We start from the raw sequence: 26158 nt of genomic DNA on the forward strand, positions 1-26158 counted from the left end.
CTAAGGCGGCACGGCCCGGCGCCGGACAGCGTGTCATCGCGGAGCTTTTTAGACGATTTGACGACGTCTTCGGCGAGGATGGTGAACACAGGGTTTCACCCCGGCCGGCATGGTTTCGAATTAGTAGATGCGGAAGACCGCAAGATCACGGGGGCTCGGCATCAATGGAAAATTTACGAGGCCGCCATTTTCGAAGTTTTTTGCGTAAAAATTCCGCGAATTAAGCTCAAGGCAATCACTTGCGATTTATCGAGAGTTGCTAGGTCCGACGCGCTCTGCGGAAATCGCCGCGGCGGGATCTAACATACAGGTCGATAAGATGCGCTTTCTGCTCCGCATCACATTCTGGCTCGGGCTGGTGCTGGTGCTCCTGCCGCGAGACAAGACGCCCGAATCGGAGAAGCTGCCACAGATCGGCGCCGCCGACGCGGTGCAGGCTGCGACCGCGGCCGTCTCCGACATGACCCAGTTCTGCAAGCGCCAGCCGGCGGCCTGCGAGGTCGGCGGACAGGCCGCGTCGATCATTGGCCAGCGCGCCCAGGACGGCGCGAAGAAGATCTATCAGATCATCAACGACAAGAAAGAGCAGATCACCAACGAGAAGAACGAGAAGAGCGACAAGAAGGCGCCCGACCACACCGGCTCGATCACGCTGGCCGGCGAAGGCGACACCGCTGCGAGCGAGGCGCCGCGCGACACCCTGACCCAGGACGACCTCGCGCTGGAATGGCGCGGACCGGGGCTCGCGAATTAGCCCCCAAACCCTATCGATTTCACGGCTTCGCGTCCTTATATTGGGTTGAACGGGAACGATAGGCCAGCATGACGACGATCGACGAAATCAGGGACAATTTCGAGATTCTGGACGAGTGGGACGACCGCTACCGGTACGTCATCGAGCTTGGCCGCACCCTGGAACCGATGCCCGAGGCCGAGCATTCGGCCGCCAACAAGGTGAATGGCTGCGTCAGCCAGGTCTGGCTCCAGAAGCTGGTCGAGCGCGATGGCGGCGCGCCGATCCTGAAATATCGCGGCGACAGTGACGCTCATATCGTGCGCGGCCTGGTCGCGATCGTGCTCGCGCTCTATTCGGGCCGCACGCCGCAGCAGATCCTCGCGACCGACGCGATCGCGGTGTTCGACGAGTTCGGCTTTCGCGATCACCTGACGCCGCAGCGCTCCAACGGCCTGCGCTCGATGGTCGAGCGCATCAAGACCGACGCGAAAGAGGCGCTGGCGGAAGCCACCTGAAGATCCTCATGGTGGGAAGCGCTGCGTAGGGTGGGCAAAGGCGCACTTGCGCCGTGCCCACCATCTATCAACAATTGTGAGCCGGATGGTGGGCACGCTTCGCTTTGCCCACCCTACGAGATTCGAGGCCGGCTCTACTTCCGCTTCCGCTGCTGCTGTCCCAAACCCATCTGCTTCGCCAATTGCGAGCGCGCCACCGCGTAGTTCGGCGCGACCATGGGATAGTCGGCCGGCAGGCCCCATTTCTCGCGGTACTGCTCGGGCGTCATGTTGTACTGGGTGCGCAGATGGCGCTTCAGCGACTTGAAGCGCTTGCCGTCTTCCAGGCAGACCAGATAGTCCGGCGCGATCGACTTCTTCAGCGACACCGCCGGCTTGGCCGGCTCGAGCGGCGCCGCCTCGACGCGGCCCGACGAGACCCGCACCAGCGCGCCGTGCACCTGGCTGATCAGGTTCGGGATCTCCGCGGCCGGCGTCGGGTTGTTGCCGAGATAGGCCGAGACGATGCTCGCTGTCAGCTCAATGAAATTCTTAGCCCCGGCATCCGACATGGGCCCGACCTTTCTCCACCTTGCGTCTCACGGGAGAGACGACTTCGAAGTATTCCGTGTCAACAATACGTTCGGCCAAAATACAGGACTGACGACTATGGGCTGATGACTGGCGAAGTGACAAGAAAGCTGGCGCTTTACTTGGCCCCGGCAGTCCTCAGGAGCGCTGGTCAAGATGCGCGCGCAACTCGTCGATCGAGGCAAAGCGCATCATGCCTTCCGGCATCTGCGCTTCGATCGAGCCGTCGGAATAGAGCGAATAGGCCATGCCGTCGACGACACCGGATTTGAGCACGGTCACGGGCGCCTGCTCGACCGCCGGCTCCGACTCCGGCTCGGGTGCAGGCGGCGGGGTAGCCTCGACAAAGGTCGAGGGCGAGCGCGGTGGCGGGCGGCGCGAGGCGGCCGGCGGTTCCGGCGGGCGCATACGATCCGGCTTCGGCCAGGCGTCGTCGAAGCTTGCAGGCGGCGTGTCCGGGCCGGCAGGCGCCGCGGGCTCGGCATGCGGCGGCGGGCCCTCGGTGGCCTTGGCCTCCGCACGCTCGCGTTCCTTTCGCGAGGTCGAGGCGAACAGCAGGTTGCGCCGGCGCGGCGCTTCCGGAGCTGCGGGCGGCGCCGGAGGTTCCGGCTCCGGTGGCGGCTCGACGCGCGGCCGCTCGCGCATCGGTGCCTCGCCTTGCCATGGCGGCGGCGCGGCCGGCGATGGCGGGGCCGTCGGCTCGGCGCGCATCGCCGGAGCAGGCTCGGGCGCAGGCGCGCCGGGCAGCGCGAGACCCGGCAGCACGGGCCTGACGCGCACTTCGGACGGTGCGGCGGCACCGGCCAGCCGGCGGGCAATGCCCTTCAGTTCCAGCACCACCAAATGGAGGCCCGCCAGTAACATTCCGGAGCAGACGCCGATCGTGCCCGAGATTATGAGGGTACTGCCGAGGCTGAACTCCCTGACGGTGAAGCCAAACAGGATCGCAAGGAGGCCCGCCAGGACGGCGACAATCCCCGCGATCAATAATGCCAACGTCATCGAACTCACCCCCGGCCGCGCATCCATACGCGACACACGCCACGATACCGTCTTCCTGTGTTGCTCGCCAACGACGAATTGCGATCAGCGTTCCTAAAGGGAAGGAAATCAGGGACTTATTCACATTCCCTTCAGCTACGGATCGCTACTGCTAGAATGCTCTTGAGTTTCTGGATTTGCTGCGTCGCATCAGGAATTTAGCCATAATGCCCAATTACTTGGTAATGGAACTGCGCTATACGGAGTCCGGGGAGCAGGCCCGCGCGCACCAGCAGGGCCGAGAGGGGATTCCGGGTCACCAATAGCCATGACATCCATCACGACTTCGGCGATCGACACGCCTCTGCGGCGCTCGGTCGAACGGACTTGCGACGATCTCGCCATGCTGGTGCTGGCCGCGGTCGCCGTCATCGCAGGCTTGACCTTCCGCGATTACGGGCTCGGCTGGGACGACTACACCCACGCTGAATATGCCGATCTGTTGCTGCGCATGTTCGGTTCCGGCTTCAAGGACACCGCGGCGCTCTCCTTCGCCAACCTCTATATGTATGGCGGCGGCTTCGACATGGTCGCGGCCCTCCTGCACAAGGTCATTCCGCTCGAGCTGTTCGAGACCCGCCGCCTGGTCGGCGCGATCGTCGGCGTGATCGGGCTTGCCGTGACGTGGCGGCTCGGCCGCCGCATCGGCGGGCCGCTCGCAGGCCTCGCTGCGCTGCTTCTGCTCGCGCTCTGCCCGATCTTCTACGGCCACATGTTCATGAACCCGAAGGACGCGCCCTTCGCGGTCGCCATGATCATCCTGATGCTGGGCCTCGTCCGGCTCGCGGAGGAATATCCGCAGCCTTCGCCGCGCACGATCCTGATCGTCGGCTTAGGTGCCGGCCTGTCGATCGGCTGCCGCATCCTCGGCGGGCTTGCGCTGGTCTACGCCGTGATCGGCTTCATCCCGCTGTTCCTGGAGGAACTGCGCACCGAAGGCGTTCGCGAGGCGGCCCGCCGCTTCGCCCATGTCGTCTACCTGCTGCTGCCCGGCCTTGTGTTCGGCTATCTCGTGATGGGCCTGATCTGGCCGTGGTCGATCATGGAGCCCGGCAATCCCTTCGAGGCGCTGACCTACTTCTCGCACTTCTTCGAGAAGCCCTGGAAGGAGATGTTCGACGGCGCGATCGTGTCGGTCCCCGACATGCCCTGGTCCTATCTGCCGACGCTGTTCGCGCTTCAGTTGCCCGAGGTGATGCTGGTGCTGATGACCGGCGCCGTGGTCAGCACCTTCGCGCTGCTGCCGCGCGGCGAGGTTCCGGCCCGCCGCAAGACCATCCTGCTGATGCTGACGCTCGCCGCGACCCTGCCGCTCGCGATCGCGATGGTGAAGCGGCCCGCGCTGTACAACGGCATCCGCCATTTCGTCTTCGTGATCCCGCCGATGGCAGTGCTCGGCGGCGTCGCCTTCGCCTGGACCATGGAGCGCCTGCGCGCCAACCACCGCACCTGGCAGCCGGTCGTGCTCGCCACCTTCTGCTTTGGCCTCGCGCTCCCGCTCGCCGAGATGATCCGGCTGCATCCCTATCAATACACCCACTTCAACCACATCGCCGGCACGGTGCGCGCCGCCGACGACCGCTTCATGCTGGACTATTGGGGCCTCGCGCTGAAGCAGGCCTCCGACGAGCTGCGCGAGCAGCTGGTCGAGCGCCAGGAAGTGCCGCCGCGCAACCGCAAATGGAAGGTCGCGGTATGCGGTCCGCAGCGTCCGGCGCAGGTCGCGCTCGGGCCCGACTTCACCATCGGCTGGGACTCCAATGCCGCCGATTTCGCCATGACGCTCGGCGAGTTCTACTGCAAGGGCCTGACCGCGCCCGTCATGGTCGAGATCAAGCGCGACGACGTGGTGTTCGCCCGCGTCTACGACATCCGCGGCAGCAGCATTTCCAGCCTGCTCTCGATCCCGGCACCGTAAGATCATTGTCCGATCGGACGGCCGCGTAGACGAAACGTCGCGTCGGACGGTTCTGAAATCCGGAACCTCAAACGCGCACTCCATGCGGGCGACGCTGAACTGCCGCGCTTTGAGCGCCTTGCCGCCGACCTCACCCGAGACTAGGCTCTCGCTCCGCAACAACGAGGTTCGGAGAGATTTGCCATGTCACCAGCGGAAGCGCGCCTGAAGGAAGTGCCGTCGAACATGACGGAGGCCGAGTGGCAGCAACGGGTCAACCTCGCCGCCTGCTATCGCCTCGTCTCGCTGTACGGCTGGGACGATCTGGTCGACACCCACATCTCCGCCCGCGTGCCCGGCCCCGAGCATCACTTCCTCATCAACCCCTACGGGCTGATGTTCGACGAGATCACGGCCTCGAGCCTCGTCAAGGTCGACCTGCACGGCAACCAGCTCTCCGAGAGCGAGTACAGCATCAACCCGGCCGGCTTCACCATCCATTCGGCGATCCACGAGGTGCGCGAGGACGCGATCTGCGTGCTGCATCTCCACACCCTCGACGGCACCGCGGTGTCGAGCAGCGCCGAAGGGCTGCTGCCGCTGAACCAGACCGCCCAGCTCGTCACCCACGACCTTGCCTATCACGACTATGAAGGCATCGCGCTCGACCACGACGAGCGGCCGCGGCTGCAGAAGGACCTCGGCGACCACAACCACATGCTCCTGCGCAACCACGGTACGCTGACGGTCGGCCGCTCGGTCGCCTCGGCCTTCGAGCGCATGTATCACCTCGAGCGCGCCTGCTCGATGCAGGTGCGCACGCGCGCGCTCGGCACGCCGGTCTATCCGGTCGAGGAGATTGCGATCGAGAAGAACACCGAGCTGCTCGCCAACCGCGACCGCGCCGAGCTGCGTGCGACCAACCTCGTCTGGCCGCCCCTGCTGCGCAAGCTCGACCGCGAGCTGCCGGGCTATCGGTCTTGAGATTTTCGGGATTTCGTGTAAGGTAGCTCTCAACTACCTCTGCACGTTCTGGAATGAAACGCCGCCCAATTCCGGGCGGCGTTTTTATTTGGCCCCGCTGTCATTGCGAGGAGCTCTTGCGACGAAGCAATCCAGACTGTTTCCGCGGAGGGATTCTGGATTGCTTCGCTCGCAATGACGAAGATAGAGATTTCGTAGGGTGGGCAAAGCGAAGCGTGCCCACCCCTTCGATCGCAATCGCGGAGAGATGGTGGGCGCGGCGCGCGAAGAGCGCGCCTTTGCCCACCCTACGGCACCGTGTGCTACTTCACCTCGGCCAGCGCGGCGAGGATGCGCGCCCAGGAGCGGATGCCCTTCTGGAAGCTGCGGAGGTCGTACTTCTCGTTCGGCGAGTGGATGTTGTCGTCATCCAAGCCGAAGCCGACCAGCAGCGAGTCCAGTCCCAGCGTGCGCTTGAAGTCGGCGACGATCGGGATCGAGGCGCCCGAGCCCATCAGCACGGTCTCCTTGCCCCATTCCTCGGTCAGCGCCTTGCTGGCGGCGGCGAGCGGCTTCATGTTCCAGTCGAGCGCGACCGCGGGCGCGGCGGAATGGTCGCCGAACTCGACCTTGCAGTCGCCCGGAAGCCGTGCCGTCACGTAGTCGCGGAAGGCCTTACGGATCTTTGCGGGGTCCTGTCCCTCGACCAGACGGAACGAGACCTTGGCGGACGCATGCGACGGGATCACCGTCTTGGAGCCCTCGCCGATATAGCCGCCCCAGATGCCGTTGACGTCGCAGGTCGGACGCGAGGAGGCCTGCTCGATCAGGAGCCGGCCCTTCTCGCCGGCCGGGATCGACAGGCCGATCGGCTTCAGGAACATCTCCGGCGTCAGGTTGAGCTTCTTCCACTGCTCCAGGATATCAGGCGGCAGGTCCTTCACCCCGTCATAAAAGCCGGGGATGGTGATGCGGTTATCGTCGTCGAACAGCCCACCGAGAATTTTCGTGAGCACCCGGATCGGGTTCATCGCGCTGCCGCCGAACACGCCGGAATGCAAATCGCGATTGGCGGCGGTGATCTTCAGCTCTTCATAGAACAGGCCGCGCAGCGACGTCGTGATCGCCGGCGTGTTGCGGTCCCACATGCCGGTGTCGCAGACCAGCACGTAATCGGCTTTGAACTCGTCCTTGTTGGCCTCGATGAAAGGCACGAAATTCTTCGAGCCGACCTCCTCCTCGCCTTCGATCAGGAAGGTGACGTCGATCGGCAGCGAGCCCGTCACCTTCTTCCAGGCGCGGCAGGCCTCGACGAAGGTCATTACCTGGCCCTTGTCGTCCTCGGCGCCGCGGGCGACGATGATCTTGCGGCCATCGGCATGATCGGTGACGGCAGGCTCGAACGGCGGACGGTGCCAGAGGTCCAGCGGATCGACCGGCTGCACGTCGTAATGGCCATAGAAGATCACATGCGGCCGCCCGCCCGCTCCGGTCTTGCCGACGATGGCGGGATGGCCGGCGGTCGGCCTCACTTCGGTGGCGACACCCAGGCTCGCGATATCCTTGGCGAGATGCTCGGCCGCGGCCTTGCAGTCGTTGGCAAAGGCCGGATCCGCCGAGATCGACTTGATCCGCAACAGCGAGAACAGGCGCTCAAGGCTGTTGTCGAAATCCTTGTCGATGTGGTCGAGCACGGATTGAAGCTGGGCATTGGCCATGGTCGGATTCCTGACTTTCGAGTCTCAAGATGGCTTCTCAAGAGGTCTTGGGTTTTAGCGCTGCCGCGGCGCCGGAGCCAGCCGTAACCGGCGGATGCCGGATGTGCCATGCGAGGCTCCCCGCGAGGATGGCGGTGGCGAGGAGGTTGTTGCCCCAGGCCTGGAAGGCATTGGGAAACCACGGCAGTGCCAGCAGCATGAGACATCCGCCCGCGCCGAGGGCAAGCCAGGTTCCCAGCCGCACATTCGCCCGCTCGTCGAAGGCGGCGCGATGCATCAGCACCGTCATCGGGAAGAACAGCCACATGAAGTAGTATTGCCGCGCCAGGGGCGATGCCACCGTCATCAGGCAGAACAGAATGCCGAGCTCCTCGGCATCCGAGCGCGCCGTTCGAAGCCGTTGCGGCGGCATGACCGCGACGAAGCCGAGCCCGAGCAACGCCGACAGCGCGAGCACGATCCAGTTCGCCGTCCTGTAATCGACGTCGATGATATTCATCGTGCGCGGCGGCTTGCTGGGATCCTCCTGATTGTAGTTGATCGGACGAACCAGGCGGTGCGTGACGGCAATGATGGATTGGTTGACCCACGACCAGTTCTGCTCGTCGCGCTGGCCAAAGCCCTTTTCCGAGCTCGCCCCGACCATGCCCTGATACCAGGTCGCAAGCTCGGCCGCGTTGCGCTCGAAGCCGCGAATGGGCGCCGGCACAACATAGAGAAGGATGCCGGTGAAGGCGACCGTAGCGACGGCAGCCGCCCACTTCCGCCGCCAGACCAGATAGGGCAGCACCGCAATCGGAAACACCTTGATGGCGGTGGCGAGCGCGAACATCAAGCCCGCGAGCCAGACGCGCTGATGCTGCAAGCACCAAAAACCGTAGAGCATCATCGCCAGCAGGACGAGGTTCGGCTGGCCGAGATCGAACATGTCGAACACGAAGGTCACGGTGACGAAGGCGGGCAGTGCCTCCAACCAGGGGCCGGGCTTGCGGCCCGAGCCGGTCATGACATTGGAGAGTGTCCCGGTGTACCACCACGCCAGCGCATTCAGGACCGACAGCACGATGTAGAGCGGGATCTTGCCGAACCAGCTCGGGATCGCCAGCAGGATCGCCGGCAGGGGTGGATAGATGAATTCGAACGGATAACGGAAGTCGCTCGGATAGAGCGAGCCACCATGCAGCACCTGCTGCCCGGCCCAATACCAAAGCGCATAGTCCTTGGTCTTGCCGTGGCCGAAAATCTCCGGGCCGAGGACGTCCGCGATCAGGATGAAGCAGCAAAAGAGGAAGAGCAGGTCCAGCGGCGCGCGCAGCGACAGGCGTCTCGGCGCATCAGGTTTGGCTAGCGGGTCGGTTGAGGTCACAATAGGGTCCAGTCCAGCGTCGACATAGCACGTAGCAGACCGACGAACGGTTGGAGAGCACCTCACCTGAAATTGTACCCGTGACGAGGCGGCCGCGCCAGCGCGCGGATTGCCTCCAATCGGGCTTTCTGCCTACCGACGCAGCAAGCCGCCGAGCGCGCCGCGGACCAAGGTGCGGCCGATCGAGCCGCCGAGCTGGCCGCCGACCGACTTGCCGAGATTGGCGGCCATCCCTCCGATCACCTGGTTGGTCACCGATCGCGTCACGTCGCGCGCAATGACCTGGCCGGCCGACAGGCGGCCGCGCTTGACATTGGTGCCGAAGATGGTGCCGACGATCGAGCCGATCTGGCCGAGGATGCCGCCGCCTCCGCCCGCCGGAGCATCCGCCGTCGCCGCGGTGCCGGCGATGCGCTTCTGGATCATCTCGTAGGCGGACTCTTCATCAACGGCGGTGTCGTATTTGCCCTTCACCGGGCTCGCATCCATGATCGCCTTGCGCTCTTCCGGCGTGATCGATCCGATCCGGGCCGATGGCGGCCGGATCATCACCCGCTCGACCATCGCCGGCGTGCCGTTGCCTTCGAGGAAGGACACAAGCGCTTCGCCCTTGCCGAGCTCCATGATCACCTTGGCGGTGTCGAGCTTCGGGTTGGGCCGGAAGGTCTGGGCCGCGGCAGCGACCGCCTTCTGGTCGCGCGGGGTGAAGGCGCGCAACGCGTGCTGCACCCGGTTACCGAGCTGACCGAGCACGCGGTCGGGCACGTCGATCGGGTTCTGCGTCACGAAGTAGACGCCGACGCCCTTGGAGCGGATCAGGCGGACCACCTGCTCGATCTTGTCCATCAGCGCCTTGGGCGCGTCGTTGAACAGCAGATGCGCCTCGTCGAAGAAGAACACCAGCTTCGGCTTCGGCAGGTCGCCGGCCTCAGGCAGCTCCTCGAACAGCTCCGACAGCATCCACAACAGGAATGTCGCGTAAAGCCGCGGGCTCTGGAGCAGCTTGTCGGCGACGAGGATGTTGACCATGCCGCGGCCGTCGCGGTCGGTCCTCATGAAGTCCTTCAGCGTCAGCGCCGGCTCGCCGAAGAACTTGGTGGCGCCCTGGTTCTCCAGCACCAGGAGCTGGCGCTGGATGGTGCCGACGGTGGCCTTGGTGACGTTGCCAAATCCCTGGGCGGCCTTGCGGATGTCGGCAAGCGGATCGTCGGCGGCGTCCGGCCCCTTCTTGCTGCTGTCGGGCACGATGGCATCGAGCAACGCCCGCAGATCCTTCATGTCGATCAGGACAAGGCCGTTGTCGTCGGCGACACGGAAGGCGACGTTGAGCACGCCCTCCTGCACGTCGTTGAGGTCGAGCATGCGCGCGAGCAGAAGCGGCCCCATCTCGGTGACGGTCGCCCGCACCGGGTGGCCCTGCTCACCGAACACATCCCAGAACACCGTCGAGAACTGGTCGGGCTGGAACGTCAGCCCCATCTCGGTGGCGCGCTTGACGATGAAGTCCGCGGGCACGCCGACCTCGGAGATGCCGGAGAGGTCGCCCTTGATGTCGGCCGCGAAGACCGGAACACCGGCGCGCGCAAATCCCTCTGCCATGACTTGCAGCGATACCGTCTTGCCGGTTCCGGTTGCACCTGTGACGAGGCCGTGGCGATTGGCGAGCGCCAGCGTCAGCCATGCCTGCTCGTCTCCCTTGCCGACGAAGATCTTGTCGTCGGTGTCGCCGAGCTTGCTGTTCTGTGCGGTCATTATTCTCTCTGATCCGTCTGCCGTATTTCGCGTATTGAAACTCAAATGCCAGTTCCGTAGTTTAACGCATGTCGCGCGCCGATTGAAACCGTTCAACGCGACCTGATCATGCGACATTGTCGGAAAACAAGTGCACGACATCCGCCGAAAGTAGGAACTGCGCGTTCGCACCGCGGTAATTTACTGCTGATTTCGTCTCCGCTCTTGCATCGCTGCAACACTTTTCGCGCGTTCTAAGCTGAATCGCATGTTCGCCTCCGTTCATAGCTTGTATTTCACACCACACCGGCTCAAGATCATTTTGAAAACAATACTCCGGCATGTGAACCGGCTGAGGGGCAGGCCATATGGACGAGCTGATCGGGCGGCTGGCGACGAACGCCAGCATAGATAGTGCTGTCGCTGAAAAGACGGTCGGCATTATCCTGGGCTTCCTTCGCAACGAAGGCCCTTCCGAGAACGTCGAAGCCCTGATCAATCATATTCCCGGCGCGGAAGCGGCGATCGAGGCGTCCAAAAGCGGTGGCGGACTGTCGCGGCTGATGGGCGGCGGCCTGATGGCGGTTGGCACGCGCCTGATGGGCTTGGGACTTGGCATGTCCGAGATTCAGACCATTGCCCGTGAACTTTTTCGCTTCGGCCGAGACAAAATCGGAGCGGATCAGATGGGCAAGATCATCGCAGGGACGCCGGGCCTCAGCCAATTTGCCTGAGCTACGCTTTTCATATCGAGCATCATGACATATCCGATTTCCGAGATTGAGGGCCTGCCGGCCTTTGCCGCCAACAAGTTGAAGGCGCAAGGAATCCGCACGACGGACGCGCTGCTCGAGGCGGCCTCAACCGTGAAGGGCCGCAAGGCGCTGTCCGCCAAGACCGGCATCAGCGAGCAGCAGCTTCTGGAATGGGCCAACGTCTCCGACTACATGCGCATTCCCGGGATGGGCCGTGCCAAGGTCGGCCTGGTCCGTGCCGCCGGCGTCACCACCGTGCGCGAGCTCGCCTATCGGAATCCGGCAAGACTCGCCCAGAGCATGCGCGAAGCCAACGAGAAGAAGAAGCTCCTCCGCATCCTGCCCTCGGAGAAATCGGTCGGCGACATCATCGCCAAGGCCAAGAAGCTGCCGCCGAAGATCACGTATTAGGCCTGCTGCTCACTGCATACGAGCGCTGAAGCCACACCTTCGCCGGGACGACACCGGGGGTAAGAGTGGACGGCTGTCTCAACAACGTCATTGCGAGCGCAGCGAAGCAATTCAGACTGCCGCCGCGGAAAGATTCTGGATTGCTTCGCTGCGCTCGCAATGACGGAGCGTGGGCAAGAGCATCGTTCCCTCACTGGCCCCGGAACGGATCGGAGCGACCGGATCGCCCCCAATCCCGTCTTGACTCCCCCTCCCCGACCGCGCACATCCACGCGCATGAATGCCTTGCCATCCCCTTCCGTCCCGCCGGCCGGCTCGGCCGGGCGTGACGTGCTGCGGACACTGCTGGAACGGCCACTCCCGGCGGTGATGGGCGTGCTCAACGTCACCCCGGATTCCTTCTCCGACGGCGGCGATTTCATCGCGCCCGACCTGGCGCTCGAACGGGCCCGGGCAATGATCGCCGATGGCGTCGACATCATCGACATCGGCGCGGAGTCCACCCGGCCCTACAAGGGCGCCAAGGCCGTCACGGCCGAGGACGAGCTTGCCCGGCTGAGGCCGGTGCTATCGGGCGTGGTTGCGCTCGGCGTGCCGGTCTCGATCGACAGCATGAAGGCGGAGGTGGTGGCCTTCGCGCTCGACCAGGGCGCGGCGATCGCCAACGACGTCTGGGGCCTGCAACGCGATGCCGGCATGGCGCCGCTGGTGGCCGCCAGAGGCGTCCCCGTCATCGTCATGCACAACCGCGAGAGCGTTGATTCCGCCATCGACATCATCGCGGACATGAAGGCGTTCTTCCTGCGCTCGCTGGATATCGCCGCCAAGGCCGGCATCGCACGCGACAAGATCGTGCTCGATCCCGGCATCGGCTTCGGCAAGACCGCCGAGCAGAGCATGACCGCGCTGGCGCGGCTGCGCGAATTCGACATGTTCGGCCTGCCGATCCTGGTCGGCGCCTCGCGCAAGCGCTTCATCGCCTCGGTGTCGCCGTCGGAACCGAAAGAGCGGCTCGCCGGCTCGATCGCGGCGCATCTCATCGCCGCGCAGCGCGGCGCCAGGATCATCCGGACCCATGACGTCGCCGAGACCTTGCAGGCCCTGCGGGTCGCGAACGCAATCGAGAGCAAGCAATGACCGATACGATCTTCGTGACCGGCCTGTCGATCCACGCTCGCCACGGCGTCATGGATCACGAAACCGAAGTCGGCCAGCGTTTCGTGATTGATCTCGAGCTCTATACCGACCTGTCGGAGCCTTCGCGCACCGACCGGCTCGCCGATACGGTGTCCTACGCCGAAGTCGTGGCGACCACGACGGCGGCGTTCAAGAACACCAATTACAAGCTCTTGGAACGCGCCGCCGGCGCGGTGGCCGACGCCATCCTGTCGCACTTCCCGCGCATCCGCGCCGTGAAGATCACCGTGCACAAGCCGCATGCGCCGATCGCGGCGATCTTCGACGATGTCGGCATCATGCTGACGCGCTCGCGGCACCCTTGATATGGCGAGCGTGCTGATCGCACTGGGCGGCAATGTCGGCGATGTCCGCGCGACGTTCGGCAAGGCGATCGCGCACATCTGCGGCATGGCACAGGCCGCGCTGATCGCGCGCTCCTCGGACTATGCAACGCCGCCCTGGGGCGATGAGGAGCAGGATCCCTTCATCAATGCCTGCATCGAGATCGAAACCGGCCTCGATCCGCACGCGCTGCTGTTCGTGCTGCAGAAGGTCGAGCAGAAATTCGGCCGTACGCGGGCCAAGGAGCGGCCCTGGGGGCCGCGCACGCTCGATCTCGACATGATCGCCTATGACGATGTCAGGCTGCGGAAGCCCGACCTGACCTTGCCGCATCCGCGTCTGTTCGAGCGCGCCTTCGTGCTGGTGCCGCTGGCCGAGATCGCGCCCGACCGCGTGATCTCGGGCATTCGCGTACGTGACGGGCTTTCCAGCGTCTCGACGCAAGGCATTGAGCGGCTTCCGGATACCGGTTAACCAAAAACAACCGTTTGCAGGGACGGTCCGCCGTGGCAATTTCGCTTGCGAACAACAAGATTTTCGGGAGCCCCTCGCCGCATGACCTCCGTGACTGACGACCTGCCGCTGGCGGCGGATTTTCCCAAGGCAACGGTCGAAGACTGGCGCAAGCTGGTCGATGGCGTGCTCAAGGGCGCGCCGTTCGAGAAGCTGGTCGGCAAGACCTATGACGGCCTGAAGATCGATCCGCTCTATCCGCGCGCCAGGGGCGTTGCGCCCGTGGTCGGGCGGGCTGCTGCCGCGCCGTGGCAGATCATGCAGCGGATCGACCATCCCGACGCGGCGGCCGCGAACGCGCAGGCCTTGCAGGATCTGGAGAATGGCGCGACCGGGCTCGCGCTGGTGTTCGCCGGTGGCAATGGCGCCCACGGTTTCGGCCTGGAACCGACAGCCGACGCGGTCGCAAAGGTCTTGAAGGACATTCATCTCGATGCCGGCATCGGCATCGAGCTTCAAATCGGTCCGCAATCGCGGATGGCCGCGATCCATGTCGCGGAATATGTAAAGAGCAAGGGCCTCGATCCCGCGGCCTGCGACATCCGCTTCGGTCTCGATCCGCTCGCCGCCTGCGCGGCGTGGGGCCACAGCCCTTACACCTGGGAGGAGATCGCTCCTGCCCTCACCGGCGGCATCAAGGGCCTCGCCGCGCTCGGCTTCAAGGGGCCGTTTGCGTCCGCCGACGGACGCGTGATCCACGATGCCGGCGGCTCGGAAGTGCAGGAGCTCGCCTTCGTGCTCGCCTGTGGCGTCGCCTATCTTCGCGCGATCGAAGGCGCCGGCGTTCCGCTGGAAGCCGCGCAGGGCATGGTCTATGCGCGGCTCGCCGCGGACGCCGACCAGTTCCTGACCATGGCAAAATTCCGCGCGCTGCGGCTCTTGTGGGCGCGCATCGAGACGGCATGCGGACTGACGCCGAAGCCGTTGTTCATCGCCGCCGATACGGCCTGGCGCATGCTGACGCAGCGCGACCCCTATGTGAACATGCTGCGCGCGACCATGGCGACGTTCGCGGCGGGGCTTGCCGGCGCCAACGCGATCACGGTGCTGCCGCACACGCTGGCGCTCGGACTACCCGATCCGTTCGCGCGGCGCGTGGCGCGCAACACGCAACTGCTGCTGCTGGAGGAGAGCAACCTCGCCAAGGTCAGCGATCCCGCGGCGGGCGCAGGCGGCATCGAGACGCTCACGGCGCAGCTTTGCGAGGCGGCCTGGGCGCTGTTCCAGGAGAGCGAGAAGGCCGGCGGCGCCTTTGCCGCGCTTCAGCAGGGCCTGTTTCAGAGCATGGTCGCGGCCGCCCGCAAAGCGCGCGATGCCAACATTGCAAAACGCCGCGACGTCCTGACCGGCGCGAGCGAGTTTCCGAACCTGCATGAGCGCGAGACGGCGGTGCTGAAGGCGACGCCGGTCGCGCTCGCACCCTACGGCGAACAGAAATACAAGTTCGACGCGCTGCCGCCGATCCGGCTGTCGGAACCGTTCGAAGCGCTGCGCGACAAATCCGACGCGGCGTTGAAGGCGCGCGGCGCGCGGCCAAAGGTGTTCCTGGCCAATCTCGGCACGCCCGCCGATTTCACGGCACGCGCGACCTTTGCGAAAAGCTTCTTCGAGGCCGGCGGCATCCAGGCCGTCGACAGCGAGGGCTTTGCCGATCCGGCCAAGCTGGCGGCCGCCTTCAAGGCGTCGGGTGCAGAGCTTGCCTGCCTTTGTTCCAGCGACAAGGTCTATGCGGAACACGCCGAAGCCGCGGCGAAGGCCCTGCAAACCGCAGGCACCAGACATATCTATTTGGCAGGCCGCCCGACCGAGGCCGAGGCAGGTTTACGGGCCGCCGGCGTCACGGGTTTTGTCTTCGCCGGGGGCGATGCGCTTGCCACGCTGCAAGACGCCTATCGACGGATGGAGCAGGCATGACCGAGCCAGGCAAACCAGTTCTCACCGGCGGCTGCCAATGCGGCGCCATCCGCTTTGCGGTCTTGGCAGCGCCGGCGAAGATCAGCATCTGTCATTGCCGGATGTGCCAGAAGGCGACCGGTGCGCCGTTCGCCTCCTACGCCGACATCGAGAAGGGTGATTTCGCCTGGACCAAGGGCACGCCCTCTGCGTTCCGCTCCTCGTCCATCGCGATGCGCGATTTCTGCGCCGCCTGCGGCACGCCGCTGAGCTTCCGCCGCATCGACGGCCCGCGCATCGAGATCATGACCGGTACGTTCGATCGTCCGGATCACGTGGTGCCGACACGGCAATATGGAACCGAATCCCGCCTCGGCTGGGTGGTCGGGATCGCCAATTTGCCGAGCCAGACCACGCAACAGAATTACGGGCCGGAGAAGATGGCGACAATCGTCAGCCATCAGCATCCGGACCATGATTGAGCGTCTATGATATGGTCGAAACCATGAGCCGCATTCCCAATTTCGCCGATGTCGCCTTCGAGAGAGCAACCACCGCCGCGCCGGCCGGCAGCGCCGAGCCGTGGCTGACGCCCGAGGGCATCCTGGTGAAGCCCGCCTATGGCGAGGCCGACCTCGCCGGGCTCGATTTCCTCGAGACCTATCCGGGCATCGCGCCCTACCTGCGCGGCCCCTACCCGACCATGTATGTCAACCAGCCCTGGACGGTCCGGCAATATGCCGGCTTCTCCACGGCGGAGGATTCCAACGCATTCTACCGCCGCAACTTAGCTGCCGGACAGAAGGGCCTCTCGGTCGCCTTCGACCTCGCCACCCATCGCGGCTATGACAGCGATCATCCGCGCGTCGGCGGCGACGTCGGCATGGCCGGCGTGGCCATCGATTCCATCTACGACATGCGCACGCTGTTTGCGGGCATCCCGCTCGACCAGATGAGCGTGTCCATGACCATGAACGGCGCGGTGCTTCCGATCCTCGCGCTGTTCGTCGCCGCCGCGGGCGAACAGGGCGTGCCGCCGGAAAAACTCTCGGGCACCATTCAGAACGACATTCTGAAAGAGTTCATGGTGCGCAACACCTATATCTATCCGCCTGCGCCCTCGATGCGGATCATCTCCGACATCTTCGCCTACACCTCCACGAAGATGCCGAAATACAATTCGATCTCGATCTCCGGCTATCACATGCAGGAGGCCGGCGCGACGCAGGATCTCGAGCTCGCCTATACGCTCGCCGACGGCGTCGAATATTTGCGCGCCGGACTTGCCGCAGGCCTCGACGTCGACCGCTTCGCGCCGCGGCTGTCGTTCTTCTGGGCGATCGGCATGAACTTCTTCATGGAAGTCGCCAAGATGCGCGCCGCGCGCCTGTTGTGGGCGAAGCTGCTCAAGCCGTTCAACCCGAATGACCCGCGCTCGCTCTCGCTGCGCACGCATTGCCAGACCTCGGGCTGGTCGCTGACCGCGCAAGACGTCTTCAACAACGTGATGCGGACGACGGTCGAGGCGATGGCGGCCACGCAAGGCCACACCCAGTCGCTGCACACCAACGCGCTCGACGAGGCGCTGGCCCTGCCAACCGATTTCTCGGCCCGCATCGCCCGCAACACCCAGCTCTTCCTCCAGCAGGAGAGCGGCACCACCCGCATCATCGATCCCTGGGGCGGCTCGTATTATGTCGAGCGCCTGACGCGCGATCTCGCCGCGAAGGCGTGGAGCCACATCCAGGAGGTCGAGGAGCTCGGCGGCATGGCGAAAGCCATCGAGGCCGGCGTGCCCAAGCTGCGCATCGAGGAGGCTTCCGCCAAGACCCAGGCCCGCATCGACGCCGGCAAGCAGGCGGTGATCGGCGTCAACAAGTACAAGCCGACCGACGAGGCACCGATCGATATCCTCAAGGTCGACAACACCAACGTCCGCCGGCTCCAGATCGACAAGCTGACGCGGCTGAAGTCCGAGCGCAACCAGAAGGACGTCGATGCCGCGCTCGCCGCGCTGACGCGCTCGGCCGGCGAAGGCAACGGCAACCTGCTCGCGCTCGCCATCGACGCGGCGCGGGCCAAGGCGACCGTCGGCGAAATCTCGGACGCGATGGAGAAGGTGTTCGGCCGGCACCGCGCCGAGATCAAGTCCATCACCGGCGTCTACAAGCGGGAGGCGTCCAGCATGGGTAACCGGGTCGAGAAGGTTCAGGCGCTGATCGACGCCTTCGAGGAGGCGGAAGGCCGCCGCCCGCGCATCCTGGTCGCCAAGATCGGCCAGGACGGCCACGACCGTGGCCAGAAGGTGATCGCCTCGGCGTTCGCCGATATCGGCTTCGACGTCGACATCGGGCCGCTGTTTGCCACCGCCGATGAAGCGGCGCGACAGGCCGTCGAGAACGACGTGCACATCCTCGGCGTCTCTTCGCTTGCCGCGGCCCACCTCACCGCCGTGCCTGAGCTCAAGGCCGCGCTGAAGAAGCAGGGCCGCGACGACATCATGATCATCGTCGGCGGCGTGGTGCCGCCGCAGGATTACGAGGCGCTCTACGCGGCCGGTGCCGAAGCGATCTTCCCGCCCGGCACGGTGATCGCCGACGCCGCCGAGGAGCTGATCCGCAAGCTGAACGCCCGGCTCGGGCATAGCGAGGCGGCGGAGTAGATGCTACGCTGGCCGTATCACCGGTCGGGTTGTCTTCATGACACGTGATGAGATCATCGCTGCGATCCGCAAGAACGCCGATGCCATCAAAGCCAAGGGCGTCTCGAAGCTCGCCATCGTCGGCTCGCGGGCCGACGCCGACTATCGGCCGGACAGCGACATCGATGTCCTGGTCGAGGTCGAACCGGAGGCCTCTTTCTCGCTGCTCAACCTGATCGACGTCGAGCAGATCATCGAGGACGCGACCGGCTTGCAGGCGCAGGCGACTGTCCGGCGCTCCGCCTCCCCCCACTCTGCGCAGCAGATCGCAGACGACATCCTCGAAATATTCTGACGCTCACGTAAGGAGCACTCCCCTTGAAGTTCATGATCGGTTTGAGCGTCGCCATGGCGCTTGGCGCAACGTGCGTGATCTCCGCCTTCGCCGCGGATCCAAAGCCCGACGCCGTCGTCAAGACCAAGAGCATCGAGGCGCGCGTCTTCCTCGACGACAGGATCAAGGCGGATGCAGCGCTCGCGGCGGATTGCCTGGCCGAAGGCAGGAAGTGGCTCGACAAGAACGCGGCCGAGGCCGCCGCCGCGCGCAAAGAAGATCCGCAGTTCTTCAAGGACGGCGGCTGGGACTTCGAGCGCAAATATGCGATCCGCTCGGTCGTTGCCGACCGCTATGCCAGCATCCTGCGCAACGACTACATGGACACCCACGGCGCCCATCCCAATTCGGACGTGAACACGATCCTCTGGGACAAGACCGAGCGCAAGCGCATCTCGATCCGCCCGTTCTTCAACGAGACCGCCGATGGCGGCCCGACCATGAAGGCGATGCTGAAAGCCGTGATCGCCTCGCTCAAGGCCGAGAAGAAGAAACGCGACACCAGCGAGACCGCAACCGACGAGTGGTTCAAGAGCGTGGAGCCGAGCCTGCTCAAGATCGGCGCCGTGACGCTCGCCCCGTCGACCGAGGCCGGCAAGAGTTCCGGGCTCACGTTCCACTATCCGCCTTACGCGGTCGGTCCCTACGCCGAAGGCGAATATGTCGCATTCGTGCCGTGGGAGACGCTGAAGCCTTACCTCACCGCGGAAGGCACGCGCATTTTCGGCGGCGCACGGCCGAAGGGCGATGCGGAGGAGCCGCAATGATCGTCGTGTGAGCAGCGACACATTGCTCACAGTGCTCTGGTAGCGCTACCTTGCAGCCGCGCTGCAAAGCTGACTAGAATGCCGTCATTAAGAGCGCCCGGTGTCACGGGCGCCGCTGGGAGGCATTCATGTCCAAGATTACGCGCCGCGCTTTTGCGGCTTCATCCGCCGCGGTCGCGGCGTCCGCCGCATTCGGTCTCACGCCCGCCCGCGCCCAAGCCTATCCGGCGCGGCCGGTCACCGTGATCGTGCCCTGGGGCGCCGGCGGCGGCACCGACGCGACTGCGCGCATTGTCGCAGCCCTGTTGGAAAAGGACCTTGGCCAGCCCTTCAACGTGGTGAACCGCACCGGCGGCTCCGGCGTCGTCGGCCATACCGCGATCGCGACTGCGCAGCCCGACGGCTACACGATCGGCATGCTCACGGTCGAGATCTCGATGATGCACTGGCAGGGCCTCACCGAGCTGACGCCGAAGAGCTACACCCCGCTGGCGTTGATGAACGAGGACCCGCCCGGCATCCAGGTCTCCTCCTCCTCGCCCTACAAGACGGTCAAGGACCTTGCCGAAGCGATCAAGGCCGCGCCGCCCGGCAAGTTCAAGGCCTCGGGCACCGGCCAGGGCGGCATCTGGCATCTGGCGCTGGTCGGCTGGATGCAGGCGATGGGCCTGCCCGCCAACCAGGTCGCCTGGGTGCCGTCGAACGGCGCCGCGCCCGCGATGCAGGATCTCGCCGCCGGCGGCCTCGACCTCACCACCTGCTCGGTGCCGGAAGCGCGCGCCATCATCGAGGCCGGCAAGGCCAGAAGCCTTGCCATCATGGCACCGGCGCGCAACCCGATCTTCCCGGACGTGCCGACGCTGAAGGAGGCGATGGGCATCGAATACGCGACCGGCGCCTGGCGCGGCATCGGCGCGCCCAAGAACCTGCCCCCGGAGCTCGCAACGAAGCTCACCGCGGCGCTGAAGAAGGTCTACGACTCCGCCGAGTTCAAGGACTTCATGAGCAATCGCGGCTTCGGCACGGTGTGGGGCGATGCCGGCCAGTTCGCTGGCTTCATGGACAAGGGCGACGCCCAGATGGGCGAAGCGATGAAGGCCGCAGGTTTGAGCAAGGCGTGAACCTTCACCTCTCCCCGCGTGCGGGGAGAGGTCGAATTCGAGCTCCGCTCGAATTCGGGTGAGGGGGGTCTCCGCGAGTCCAACTCTCACCGTCCGCGCGGAAAGTCTCCCTCTCCCCGTAAGAACGGGGAGAGGGAGAAGAAACCCCACAGGACTCCTCCCATGCGTCTTCCCGACTCCGTCACGGGCTCGTTTCTCGTCGTGCTCGGCGCGGCCGCAGCCTATGGCGGCTACATCTTGCCGCCGGTGCCGGGGCAGCCGGTCGGCCCCAACGTATTTCCGCTCGTGATCGGCACCGGGCTTGCGCTGTGCGGGCTCGCGATCGTGTTCGGCATCGGTCATTCCTTCGAGGAGGAGGAAGAGCTGATCCCGCTGGAGGGCGGCCAGGCCGCAAGCCCGCCGCCGCAGGGCAAGCTCTACGGCCTGCGTGCGCTGCTGCCGCCGGCGCTGCTGCTGTTCTACGTGGTCGCCGCCGACCGGCTCGGCTTCATCATCACCGCGGCGATCATGGTCTACGTGACCTCGACCGCGCTCGGCGCGAAGTGGAAGCTGGCGCTGCCGCTCGCCGCGCTGTCGCCCTTCGCCATCCACCTCATCTTCGGCAAGCTGCTGCGCGTGCCGCTTCCTGCCGGCCTGCTGCCGACGCCCTGGTGATCCATGCTGAAGACCCTGATTGAAGCGTTCGCGCTGATCTCCACCTGGGAGGTGGTCATCGCGATGTTCGCGGCCTCCGTGTACGGCCTCGTCATCGGCTCGCTGCCGGGCCTGTCGGCGACGATGGCGACCGCCCTGCTCGTCCCCGTCACCTTCTATCTGTCGCCGATCGCGGCGATCGCGACCATCGTCGCGGCGTCCTCGATGGCGATCTTCTCCGGCGACATTCCCGGCGCCCTACTGCGCATTCCCGGAACGCCCGCGTCCGCAGCCTATGCGGACGAAGCCTATGCCATGACGCGCAAGGGCCAGGCCGAGCTGGCGCTCGGGGCCGGCGTCTGGTTCTCAGCGGTCGGCGGCATCGCCGGCGTGCTGTCGCTGATGATCTTGGCGCCGCCGCTCGCCGAGGTCGCGCTGTCGTTCTCCACCTTCGAATATTTCTGGCTGGCGCTGCTCGGCCTGATGTGCGCCACCCTGGTCGCGCGTTCCTCGCCGGTGAAGGCGATCGCCGGCATGTTCCTCGGCCTGCTCGTCTCCTGCATCGGCATCGAGAATCCGGGCGGCGTGCCGCGCTTCACCTTCGGCATCACCGACCTGTTCGGCGGCATCGAGCCGATCCCGGCGCTGGTCGGCGTGTTCGCGGTGGCGCAGGTGATGCGCGCGATGCTGACGCCGGAACCACCTCCACTGCCGCGTCGAAAATTCGGAAGCATCATGGCCGGCCAGTGGAAGCTGACCAGGAAATACCATTGGCAGATGACGCGCGGAAACATCGTCGGCATCATCATCGGGGTTCTGCCCGGCGCCGGCGCCGACATGGCCGCCTGGGTCAGCTACGCGATGTCCAAGCGCTTCTCCAAGGAGCCGGAGAAATTCGGCACCGGCCATGTCGAAGGCCTGGTCGAGGCCGGCGCCAGCAACAATGCCAGCATCGCCTCGGGCTGGGTGCCCTCGCTGCTGTTCGGCATCCCCGGCGACACCATCGCCGCGATCGCGATCGGCGTGCTCTACATGAAGGGGCTCAATCCCGGCCCGACGCTGTTCACCGAGAAGGCGTCGAGCATGTACGCGATCTACCTGATGTTCATCATCGCGAACATCCTGATGATCCCGCTCGGCATCGCCATGATCCGGATCGCCGCCTACATCCTGCTGGCACCGCGCTCCGCCATCATGCCGATCATCATGCTGTGCTGCGCGGTCGGCTCGTTCGCGATCGGCAACAACATGTTCGGCGTCGTCACCGTCGCCGCCTTCGGGGTGATCGGCTACGTGATGGAGGCGAACGGCTATCCCGTCGCCGCGATGGTGCTCGGCATCGTCATGGGCACCATGGTCGAGCAGGCCTTCGTGACCTCGCTGATCAAGTCCGACGGCAGTATCCTGCCGTTCTTCGAACGCCCCGTCGCCGCCATCCTCGCCGCCATGGCGATCGGCGCGCTGCTGTGGCCGGTGATGGTATGGGTCTGGCGCAAGGTGAAACCGGTGCAGACGGCGGCAGCAACATCCCGGTGATAGGGGGCGGGCGGCCCTCGCCTGCCCCGCCGGGGCGTTGTAAAGCAAGGCATGGTTGAGAAGAAGGTTTCACTGGACATCAAATCCCTCGCGCGCGACCTCCGCTCCGGCAGTCGCGCGGCCCTCGCCCGGGCCATCACGCTGGTGGAGAGCCGGCGCGGCGACCACCAGGCGCTGGCGCGGGAGCTCGTGCAAATGCTGCTGCCCGACACCGGCAAGGCGTTTCGCGTCGGCATCACCGGCTCGCCCGGGGTCGGCAAGTCCACCACCATCGACGCGCTCGGCACCTATCTGATCGAGCAGGGCAACAAGGTCGCAGTGCTCGCGGTCGATCCGTCCTCGGCGCGCAGCGGCGGATCGATCCTGGGCGACAAGACGCGGATGGCGCGGCTATCGGCGTCGGATGACGCCTTCATCCGCCCCTCGCCATCCTCGGGCACGCTCGGGGGCGTCGCCGCGAAAACGCGCGAGGCGATGCTGCTATGCGAGGCGGCCGGCTTCGGCGTCGTGCTGGTCGAGACCGTCGGCATCGGCCAGTCCGAGACGGCGGTCTGCGACATGACCGACTTCTTCCTCGCATTGATGCTGCCCGGCGGCGGGGACGAGCTCCAGGGCATCAAGAAGGGCCTGGTCGAGCTCGCCGACATGATCGCGATCAACAAGGCCGACGGCGACAATCTCAAGCGCGCCAACATCACCGCCGCCGACTATCGCAGCGCGCTGCATATTTTGGCGCCGCGGTCCGAGCATTGGCACCCGCCGGTCGAGACCTATTCGGCGCTGACCGGCGACGGCATCGCAAAGATCTGGCAAAAGGTCCTCGATCACCACAAGGCGATGAACGCGTCCGGCGATTTCGCCGCGCGCCGGCGCGAGCAGCAGGTGAAATGGATGTGGTCGATGCTGGAGCAGCGCATGCTGGCGCGGCTGCGCAGCGAGGCATCGGTCCGCACGAAGGTTCGGAAGATCGAGGCCGAAGTCGCCGACGGCCATCTCACGCCGGCGCTCGCCGCCGAGCAGATTCTGGGGCTGCTGCAATGAGCCAAAAGCTCCGCGTTCTCCTGACCGGCTTCGGTCCCTTCCCCGGCGCGCCCTATAACCCGACACAGCCGCTGGTGGCACGGCTGGCGCGGCTGCGCCGCCCGGCACTCGACGACGTCGAACTTGCGACCCACATTTTCCCTGTGACCTATGCCGCCGTTGACCGGCAATTGCCGGAGGTGCTCGCGGCGCAAAAGCCCGACGCGCTGCTGATGTTCGGCCTTGCGGCGCGGACCTCGTACCTGCGCGTCGAGACCCGCGCGCGCAACGCGGTCACCATGCTCTGGCCCGATGCCGCGAACACGCGCTCGAGCAAGCGCGGCATCGCCGGCCATGCGGATGCGATGCTGTTCGGCCCGCACACCGCAAGGCTGCTGCGCGCCGCACGCCTCACCGGCATCGATGCACGCGCCTCGCGCGATGCCGGCGCCTATCTCTGCAACTACTTAAGCTGGCGCGCGATCGAGAACGCGAGGGACGGCGGGCCACGGCTGGCGGCGTTCATCCATATTCCGCTGCTTGCGCGCAGCGGTACAGTGCGGCTCAAGGGTGCGCCACGGATCACGCTGGAGGAACTGGTGGATGCCGGGGAAGCCATGCTGATGGAAATGGTGCGATTGGCCCGGAAGGCCCGCACTTCGTAGGGTGGGCAAAGGCGCACTTGCGCCGTGCCCACCTTCTCTTTCAATCCGGGTGACAATGGTGGGCACGCTGCGCTTTGCCCACCCTACGGCACCTCGCTTTGCGTAAACATTTAACCCTACCGCGAACAATCCTCATCGCCCCGGCCGCCGTGCGCCATTTCTGCGCTACCTAACCGCTGCGGACACTTCCCGCGTCCGCCGGAGGACGCATCCATGGACCTCAACCGGCGTCATCTCATCGGAGCCTCGACCGCCGGCATCGCCGGCGCGCTGGCCATGCCGGCCGACGCTGCGCGCGCGGCGCCGCTGACGTCGCTGCTCGGCCGCGATGCCACGCAATATGGCGTGCGGCCCGGCAGCAGCGAGGACCAGACCCGCGGACTCCAGCGCGCCATCGACGAGGCCGCGCTAGCGCAGATGCCGCTGGCGCTGCCGCCAGGCGTCTACCGCAGCGGATTGCTACGGCTGCCGAACGGCACACAACTGATCGGCGTGCGCGGCGCGACGAAATTCGTCTTCACCGGCGGGCCGTCGGCGATCCAGAGCGACGGCGCCGATGCGATCGGCCTTTCCGGCATCACCTTCGACGGTGGCGGCATCCCGCTGCCGACACGGCGCGGACTGATCCACGTTCTCGGCGGCCGCGACGTCCGCATCACCGATTGCGAGATCACAGGCTCCGGCGGCAGCGGCATCTGGCTCGAGCAGATCTCAGGCGATATCTCCGGCAACATCTTCACCAGCATCGCGGTGACGGCCGTGGTCTCGTTCGACGCCAAGGGCCTCAGCGTCGCCCGCAACACCATCATCGGCACCAACGACAACGGCATCGAGATCCTGCGTAGCGCGATCGGCGATGACGGCACGCTGGTCGCAGACAACCGCATCGAGGACATCAAGGCCGGCCCCGGCGGCTCCGGCCAGTACGGCAACGCCATCAACGCCTTCCGCGCCGGCAATGTGATCGTGCGCGGCAACCGCATCAAAAATTGCGACTATTCCGCGGTGCGCGGCAATTCCGCCTCCAACATCCACATCACAGGCAACAGCGTCAGCGATGTGCGCGAGGTCGCGCTCTATTCCGAGTTCGCGTTCGAGGCCGCCGTGATCGCCAACAACATTGTGGACGGCGCCGCCGTCGGTGTCTCCGTCTGCAATTTCAACGAGGGCGGCCGCATCGCGGTGGTCCAGGGCAACATCATCCGCAATCTGATCCCGAAGCGGCCGATCGGCACCGCGCCTGACGACGATGCCGGCGTCGGCATCTACATCGAGGCGGATACCTCGGTGACCGGCAACGTGATCGAGAACGCGCCGTCCTACGGCATCGTCGCCGGCTGGGGCAAATATCTGCGCGACGTCGCGATCACGGGCAACGTGATCCGCAAGGCGCTGGCCGGAATCGGCGTCTCCGTGGTGCCGGGCGCCGGCACCGCGCTCGTCAACAACAACATGATCTCCGAGACCCCGCGTGGCGCTGTGGTCGGCCTCGATCACGCGCGCGCGGTGACGGCGGATCTGGCGGCGGACGGCGCGCAGCGCTTCGCGCAGGTGGTGGTCGGCGGAAATGCGGTGCGGCGGTAGCTGCGCGGTTGGCAGACGGGGCCGTTCATCCTTCGAGGCTCGCCCCGCGGTACTCTGCACCGCGGAACTCGCGCCTCAGGATGACGAGGGGAGATCCTGAGGTTGTCACACCAAAACTTGACAACCAGAACACTGCCGTCATCCTGAGGTGCGAGCCGTGCGGTGCG

The 26158-nt window shown here is 65.5% G+C and carries 25 protein-coding genes; 20 read left to right on the forward strand and 5 right to left on the reverse strand.

Annotated features, from left to right (window positions below):
* Window positions 1-319: 319 nt before the first annotated feature.
* Both EI171_RS32685 and EI171_RS32690 read left to right on the forward strand, forming a co-directional pair.
* Entirely contained in the window at window positions 320-754 is a 435-nt protein-coding gene (locus tag EI171_RS32685) for a DUF5330 domain-containing protein (RefSeq protein ID WP_028172286.1), read from the forward strand.
* Between the two features lie 68 nt (window positions 755-822).
* A complete protein-coding gene (locus EI171_RS32690) occupies window positions 823-1251 on the forward strand; it encodes a SufE family protein (RefSeq protein WP_011085853.1) in 429 nt (142 codons plus the stop codon).
* Between the two features lie 134 nt (window positions 1252-1385).
* On the opposite strand, the gene EI171_RS32695 is transcribed toward EI171_RS32690, so the two are convergent.
* Window positions 1386-1802 (reverse strand): MucR family transcriptional regulator, encoded by a 417-nt coding sequence (locus EI171_RS32695; protein WP_011085852.1) that lies wholly within the window; start codon window positions 1800-1802, stop codon window positions 1386-1388.
* A 157-nt stretch (window positions 1803-1959) separates the two neighbouring features.
* Entirely contained in the window at window positions 1960-2823 is an 864-nt protein-coding gene (locus EI171_RS32700; RefSeq protein WP_161535776.1) for a DUF308 domain-containing protein, read from the reverse strand.
* A gap of 307 nt (window positions 2824-3130) precedes the next feature.
* On the opposite strand from EI171_RS32700, the gene EI171_RS32705 reads away from it, so the two are divergent.
* Window positions 3131-4780 (forward strand): glycosyltransferase family 39 protein, encoded by a 1650-nt coding sequence (locus tag EI171_RS32705; RefSeq protein ID WP_161535777.1) that lies wholly within the window; start codon window positions 3131-3133, stop codon window positions 4778-4780.
* Between the two features lie 183 nt (window positions 4781-4963).
* Entirely contained in the window at window positions 4964-5743 is a 780-nt protein-coding gene (locus EI171_RS32710) for a class II aldolase/adducin family protein (RefSeq protein ID WP_011085849.1), read from the forward strand.
* Between the two features lie 302 nt (window positions 5744-6045).
* Here the strand turns inward: EI171_RS32710 and EI171_RS32715 are convergent, their stop codons facing one another.
* From EI171_RS32715 to EI171_RS32725, 3 genes are all read right to left on the reverse strand, one after another.
* Window positions 6046-7440, reverse strand: a complete 1395-nt coding sequence (locus EI171_RS32715; RefSeq protein ID WP_161535778.1) for a M20/M25/M40 family metallo-hydrolase — start codon at window positions 7438-7440, stop codon at window positions 6046-6048.
* Window positions 7441-7477: 37 nt separating this feature from the next.
* A complete protein-coding gene (locus EI171_RS32720; RefSeq protein WP_161535779.1) occupies window positions 7478-8806 on the reverse strand; it encodes a glycosyltransferase family 87 protein in 1329 nt (442 codons plus the stop codon).
* 132 nt (window positions 8807-8938) lie between these two features.
* Window positions 8939-10558, reverse strand: a complete 1620-nt coding sequence (locus EI171_RS32725; RefSeq protein WP_161535780.1) for a helicase HerA-like domain-containing protein — start codon at window positions 10556-10558, stop codon at window positions 8939-8941.
* Window positions 10559-10905: 347 nt separating this feature from the next.
* Between EI171_RS32725 and EI171_RS32730 the strand changes: the two genes are divergently transcribed.
* From EI171_RS32730 to EI171_RS32805, 16 genes are all read left to right on the forward strand, one after another.
* On the forward strand, window positions 10906-11271 hold the full coding sequence (locus tag EI171_RS32730; RefSeq protein ID WP_011085845.1) for a hypothetical protein: 366 nt from the start codon (window positions 10906-10908) through the stop codon (window positions 11269-11271).
* Window positions 11272-11295: 24 nt separating this feature from the next.
* Window positions 11296-11703 (forward strand): DUF4332 domain-containing protein, encoded by a 408-nt coding sequence (locus EI171_RS32735; RefSeq protein ID WP_011085844.1) that lies wholly within the window; start codon window positions 11296-11298, stop codon window positions 11701-11703.
* A 276-nt stretch (window positions 11704-11979) separates the two neighbouring features.
* Window positions 11980-12840, forward strand: coding sequence for a dihydropteroate synthase (folP, locus tag EI171_RS32740; protein ID WP_028172291.1), 861 nt, complete (start codon window positions 11980-11982; stop codon window positions 12838-12840).
* Window positions 12837-13205 (forward strand): dihydroneopterin aldolase, encoded by a 369-nt coding sequence (gene folB, locus EI171_RS32745; RefSeq protein WP_027544155.1) that lies wholly within the window; start codon window positions 12837-12839, stop codon window positions 13203-13205. Before folP ends, folB begins: the two co-directional genes overlap by 4 nt.
* 1 nt (window position 13206) lies before the next feature.
* Entirely contained in the window at window positions 13207-13698 is a 492-nt protein-coding gene (gene folK, locus EI171_RS32750; RefSeq protein WP_161535781.1) for a 2-amino-4-hydroxy-6-hydroxymethyldihydropteridine diphosphokinase, read from the forward strand.
* An 81-nt stretch (window positions 13699-13779) separates the two neighbouring features.
* Entirely contained in the window at window positions 13780-15651 is a 1872-nt protein-coding gene (locus EI171_RS32755; RefSeq protein WP_161535782.1) for a methylmalonyl-CoA mutase family protein, read from the forward strand.
* The gene (locus EI171_RS32760) at window positions 15648-16112 is read left to right on the forward strand and encodes a GFA family protein (RefSeq protein ID WP_011085839.1); all 465 of its coding nucleotides are present in this window, start codon (window positions 15648-15650) and stop codon (window positions 16110-16112) included. The genes EI171_RS32755 and EI171_RS32760 overlap by 4 nt, the downstream gene beginning before the upstream one ends.
* Before the next feature lie 23 nt (window positions 16113-16135).
* Window positions 16136-18292 (forward strand): methylmalonyl-CoA mutase, encoded by a 2157-nt coding sequence (scpA, locus tag EI171_RS32765; protein ID WP_161537128.1) that lies wholly within the window; start codon window positions 16136-16138, stop codon window positions 18290-18292.
* A 37-nt stretch (window positions 18293-18329) separates the two neighbouring features.
* Window positions 18330-18626 carry a nucleotidyltransferase family protein gene (locus tag EI171_RS32770; protein WP_011085837.1) on the forward strand — a complete coding sequence of 99 codons (297 nt, stop codon included), beginning with the start codon at window positions 18330-18332 and terminating at the stop codon, window positions 18624-18626.
* 32 nt (window positions 18627-18658) lie between these two features.
* Window positions 18659-19432 carry an RsiV family protein gene (locus EI171_RS32775; RefSeq protein ID WP_161537129.1) on the forward strand — a complete coding sequence of 258 codons (774 nt, stop codon included), beginning with the start codon at window positions 18659-18661 and terminating at the stop codon, window positions 19430-19432.
* Between the two features lie 128 nt (window positions 19433-19560).
* Window positions 19561-20553, forward strand: a complete 993-nt coding sequence (locus EI171_RS32780; protein WP_028172295.1) for a tripartite tricarboxylate transporter substrate binding protein — start codon at window positions 19561-19563, stop codon at window positions 20551-20553.
* A 162-nt stretch (window positions 20554-20715) separates the two neighbouring features.
* Entirely contained in the window at window positions 20716-21207 is a 492-nt protein-coding gene (locus EI171_RS32785) for a tripartite tricarboxylate transporter TctB family protein (protein WP_060911165.1), read from the forward strand.
* A 3-nt stretch (window positions 21208-21210) separates the two neighbouring features.
* Entirely contained in the window at window positions 21211-22722 is a 1512-nt protein-coding gene (locus EI171_RS32790) for a tripartite tricarboxylate transporter permease (protein WP_011085833.1), read from the forward strand.
* A 51-nt stretch (window positions 22723-22773) separates the two neighbouring features.
* Complete coding sequence (gene meaB / locus EI171_RS32795) at window positions 22774-23763, forward strand: methylmalonyl Co-A mutase-associated GTPase MeaB (RefSeq protein ID WP_161535783.1); 990 nt, start codon at window positions 22774-22776, stop codon at window positions 23761-23763.
* Window positions 23760-24407, forward strand: coding sequence for a pyroglutamyl-peptidase I (locus EI171_RS32800; protein ID WP_028172297.1), 648 nt, complete (start codon window positions 23760-23762; stop codon window positions 24405-24407). The genes meaB and EI171_RS32800 overlap by 4 nt, the downstream gene beginning before the upstream one ends.
* A gap of 213 nt (window positions 24408-24620) precedes the next feature.
* Window positions 24621-25991, forward strand: a complete 1371-nt coding sequence (locus EI171_RS32805) for a TIGR03808 family TAT-translocated repetitive protein (RefSeq protein WP_161535784.1) — start codon at window positions 24621-24623, stop codon at window positions 25989-25991.
* Window positions 25992-26158: the final 167 nt, after the last annotated feature.

The sequence above is a fragment of the Bradyrhizobium sp. LCT2 genome (genome assembly GCF_009931255.1).
Classification (GTDB): domain Bacteria; phylum Pseudomonadota; class Alphaproteobacteria; order Rhizobiales; family Xanthobacteraceae; genus Bradyrhizobium; species Bradyrhizobium diazoefficiens.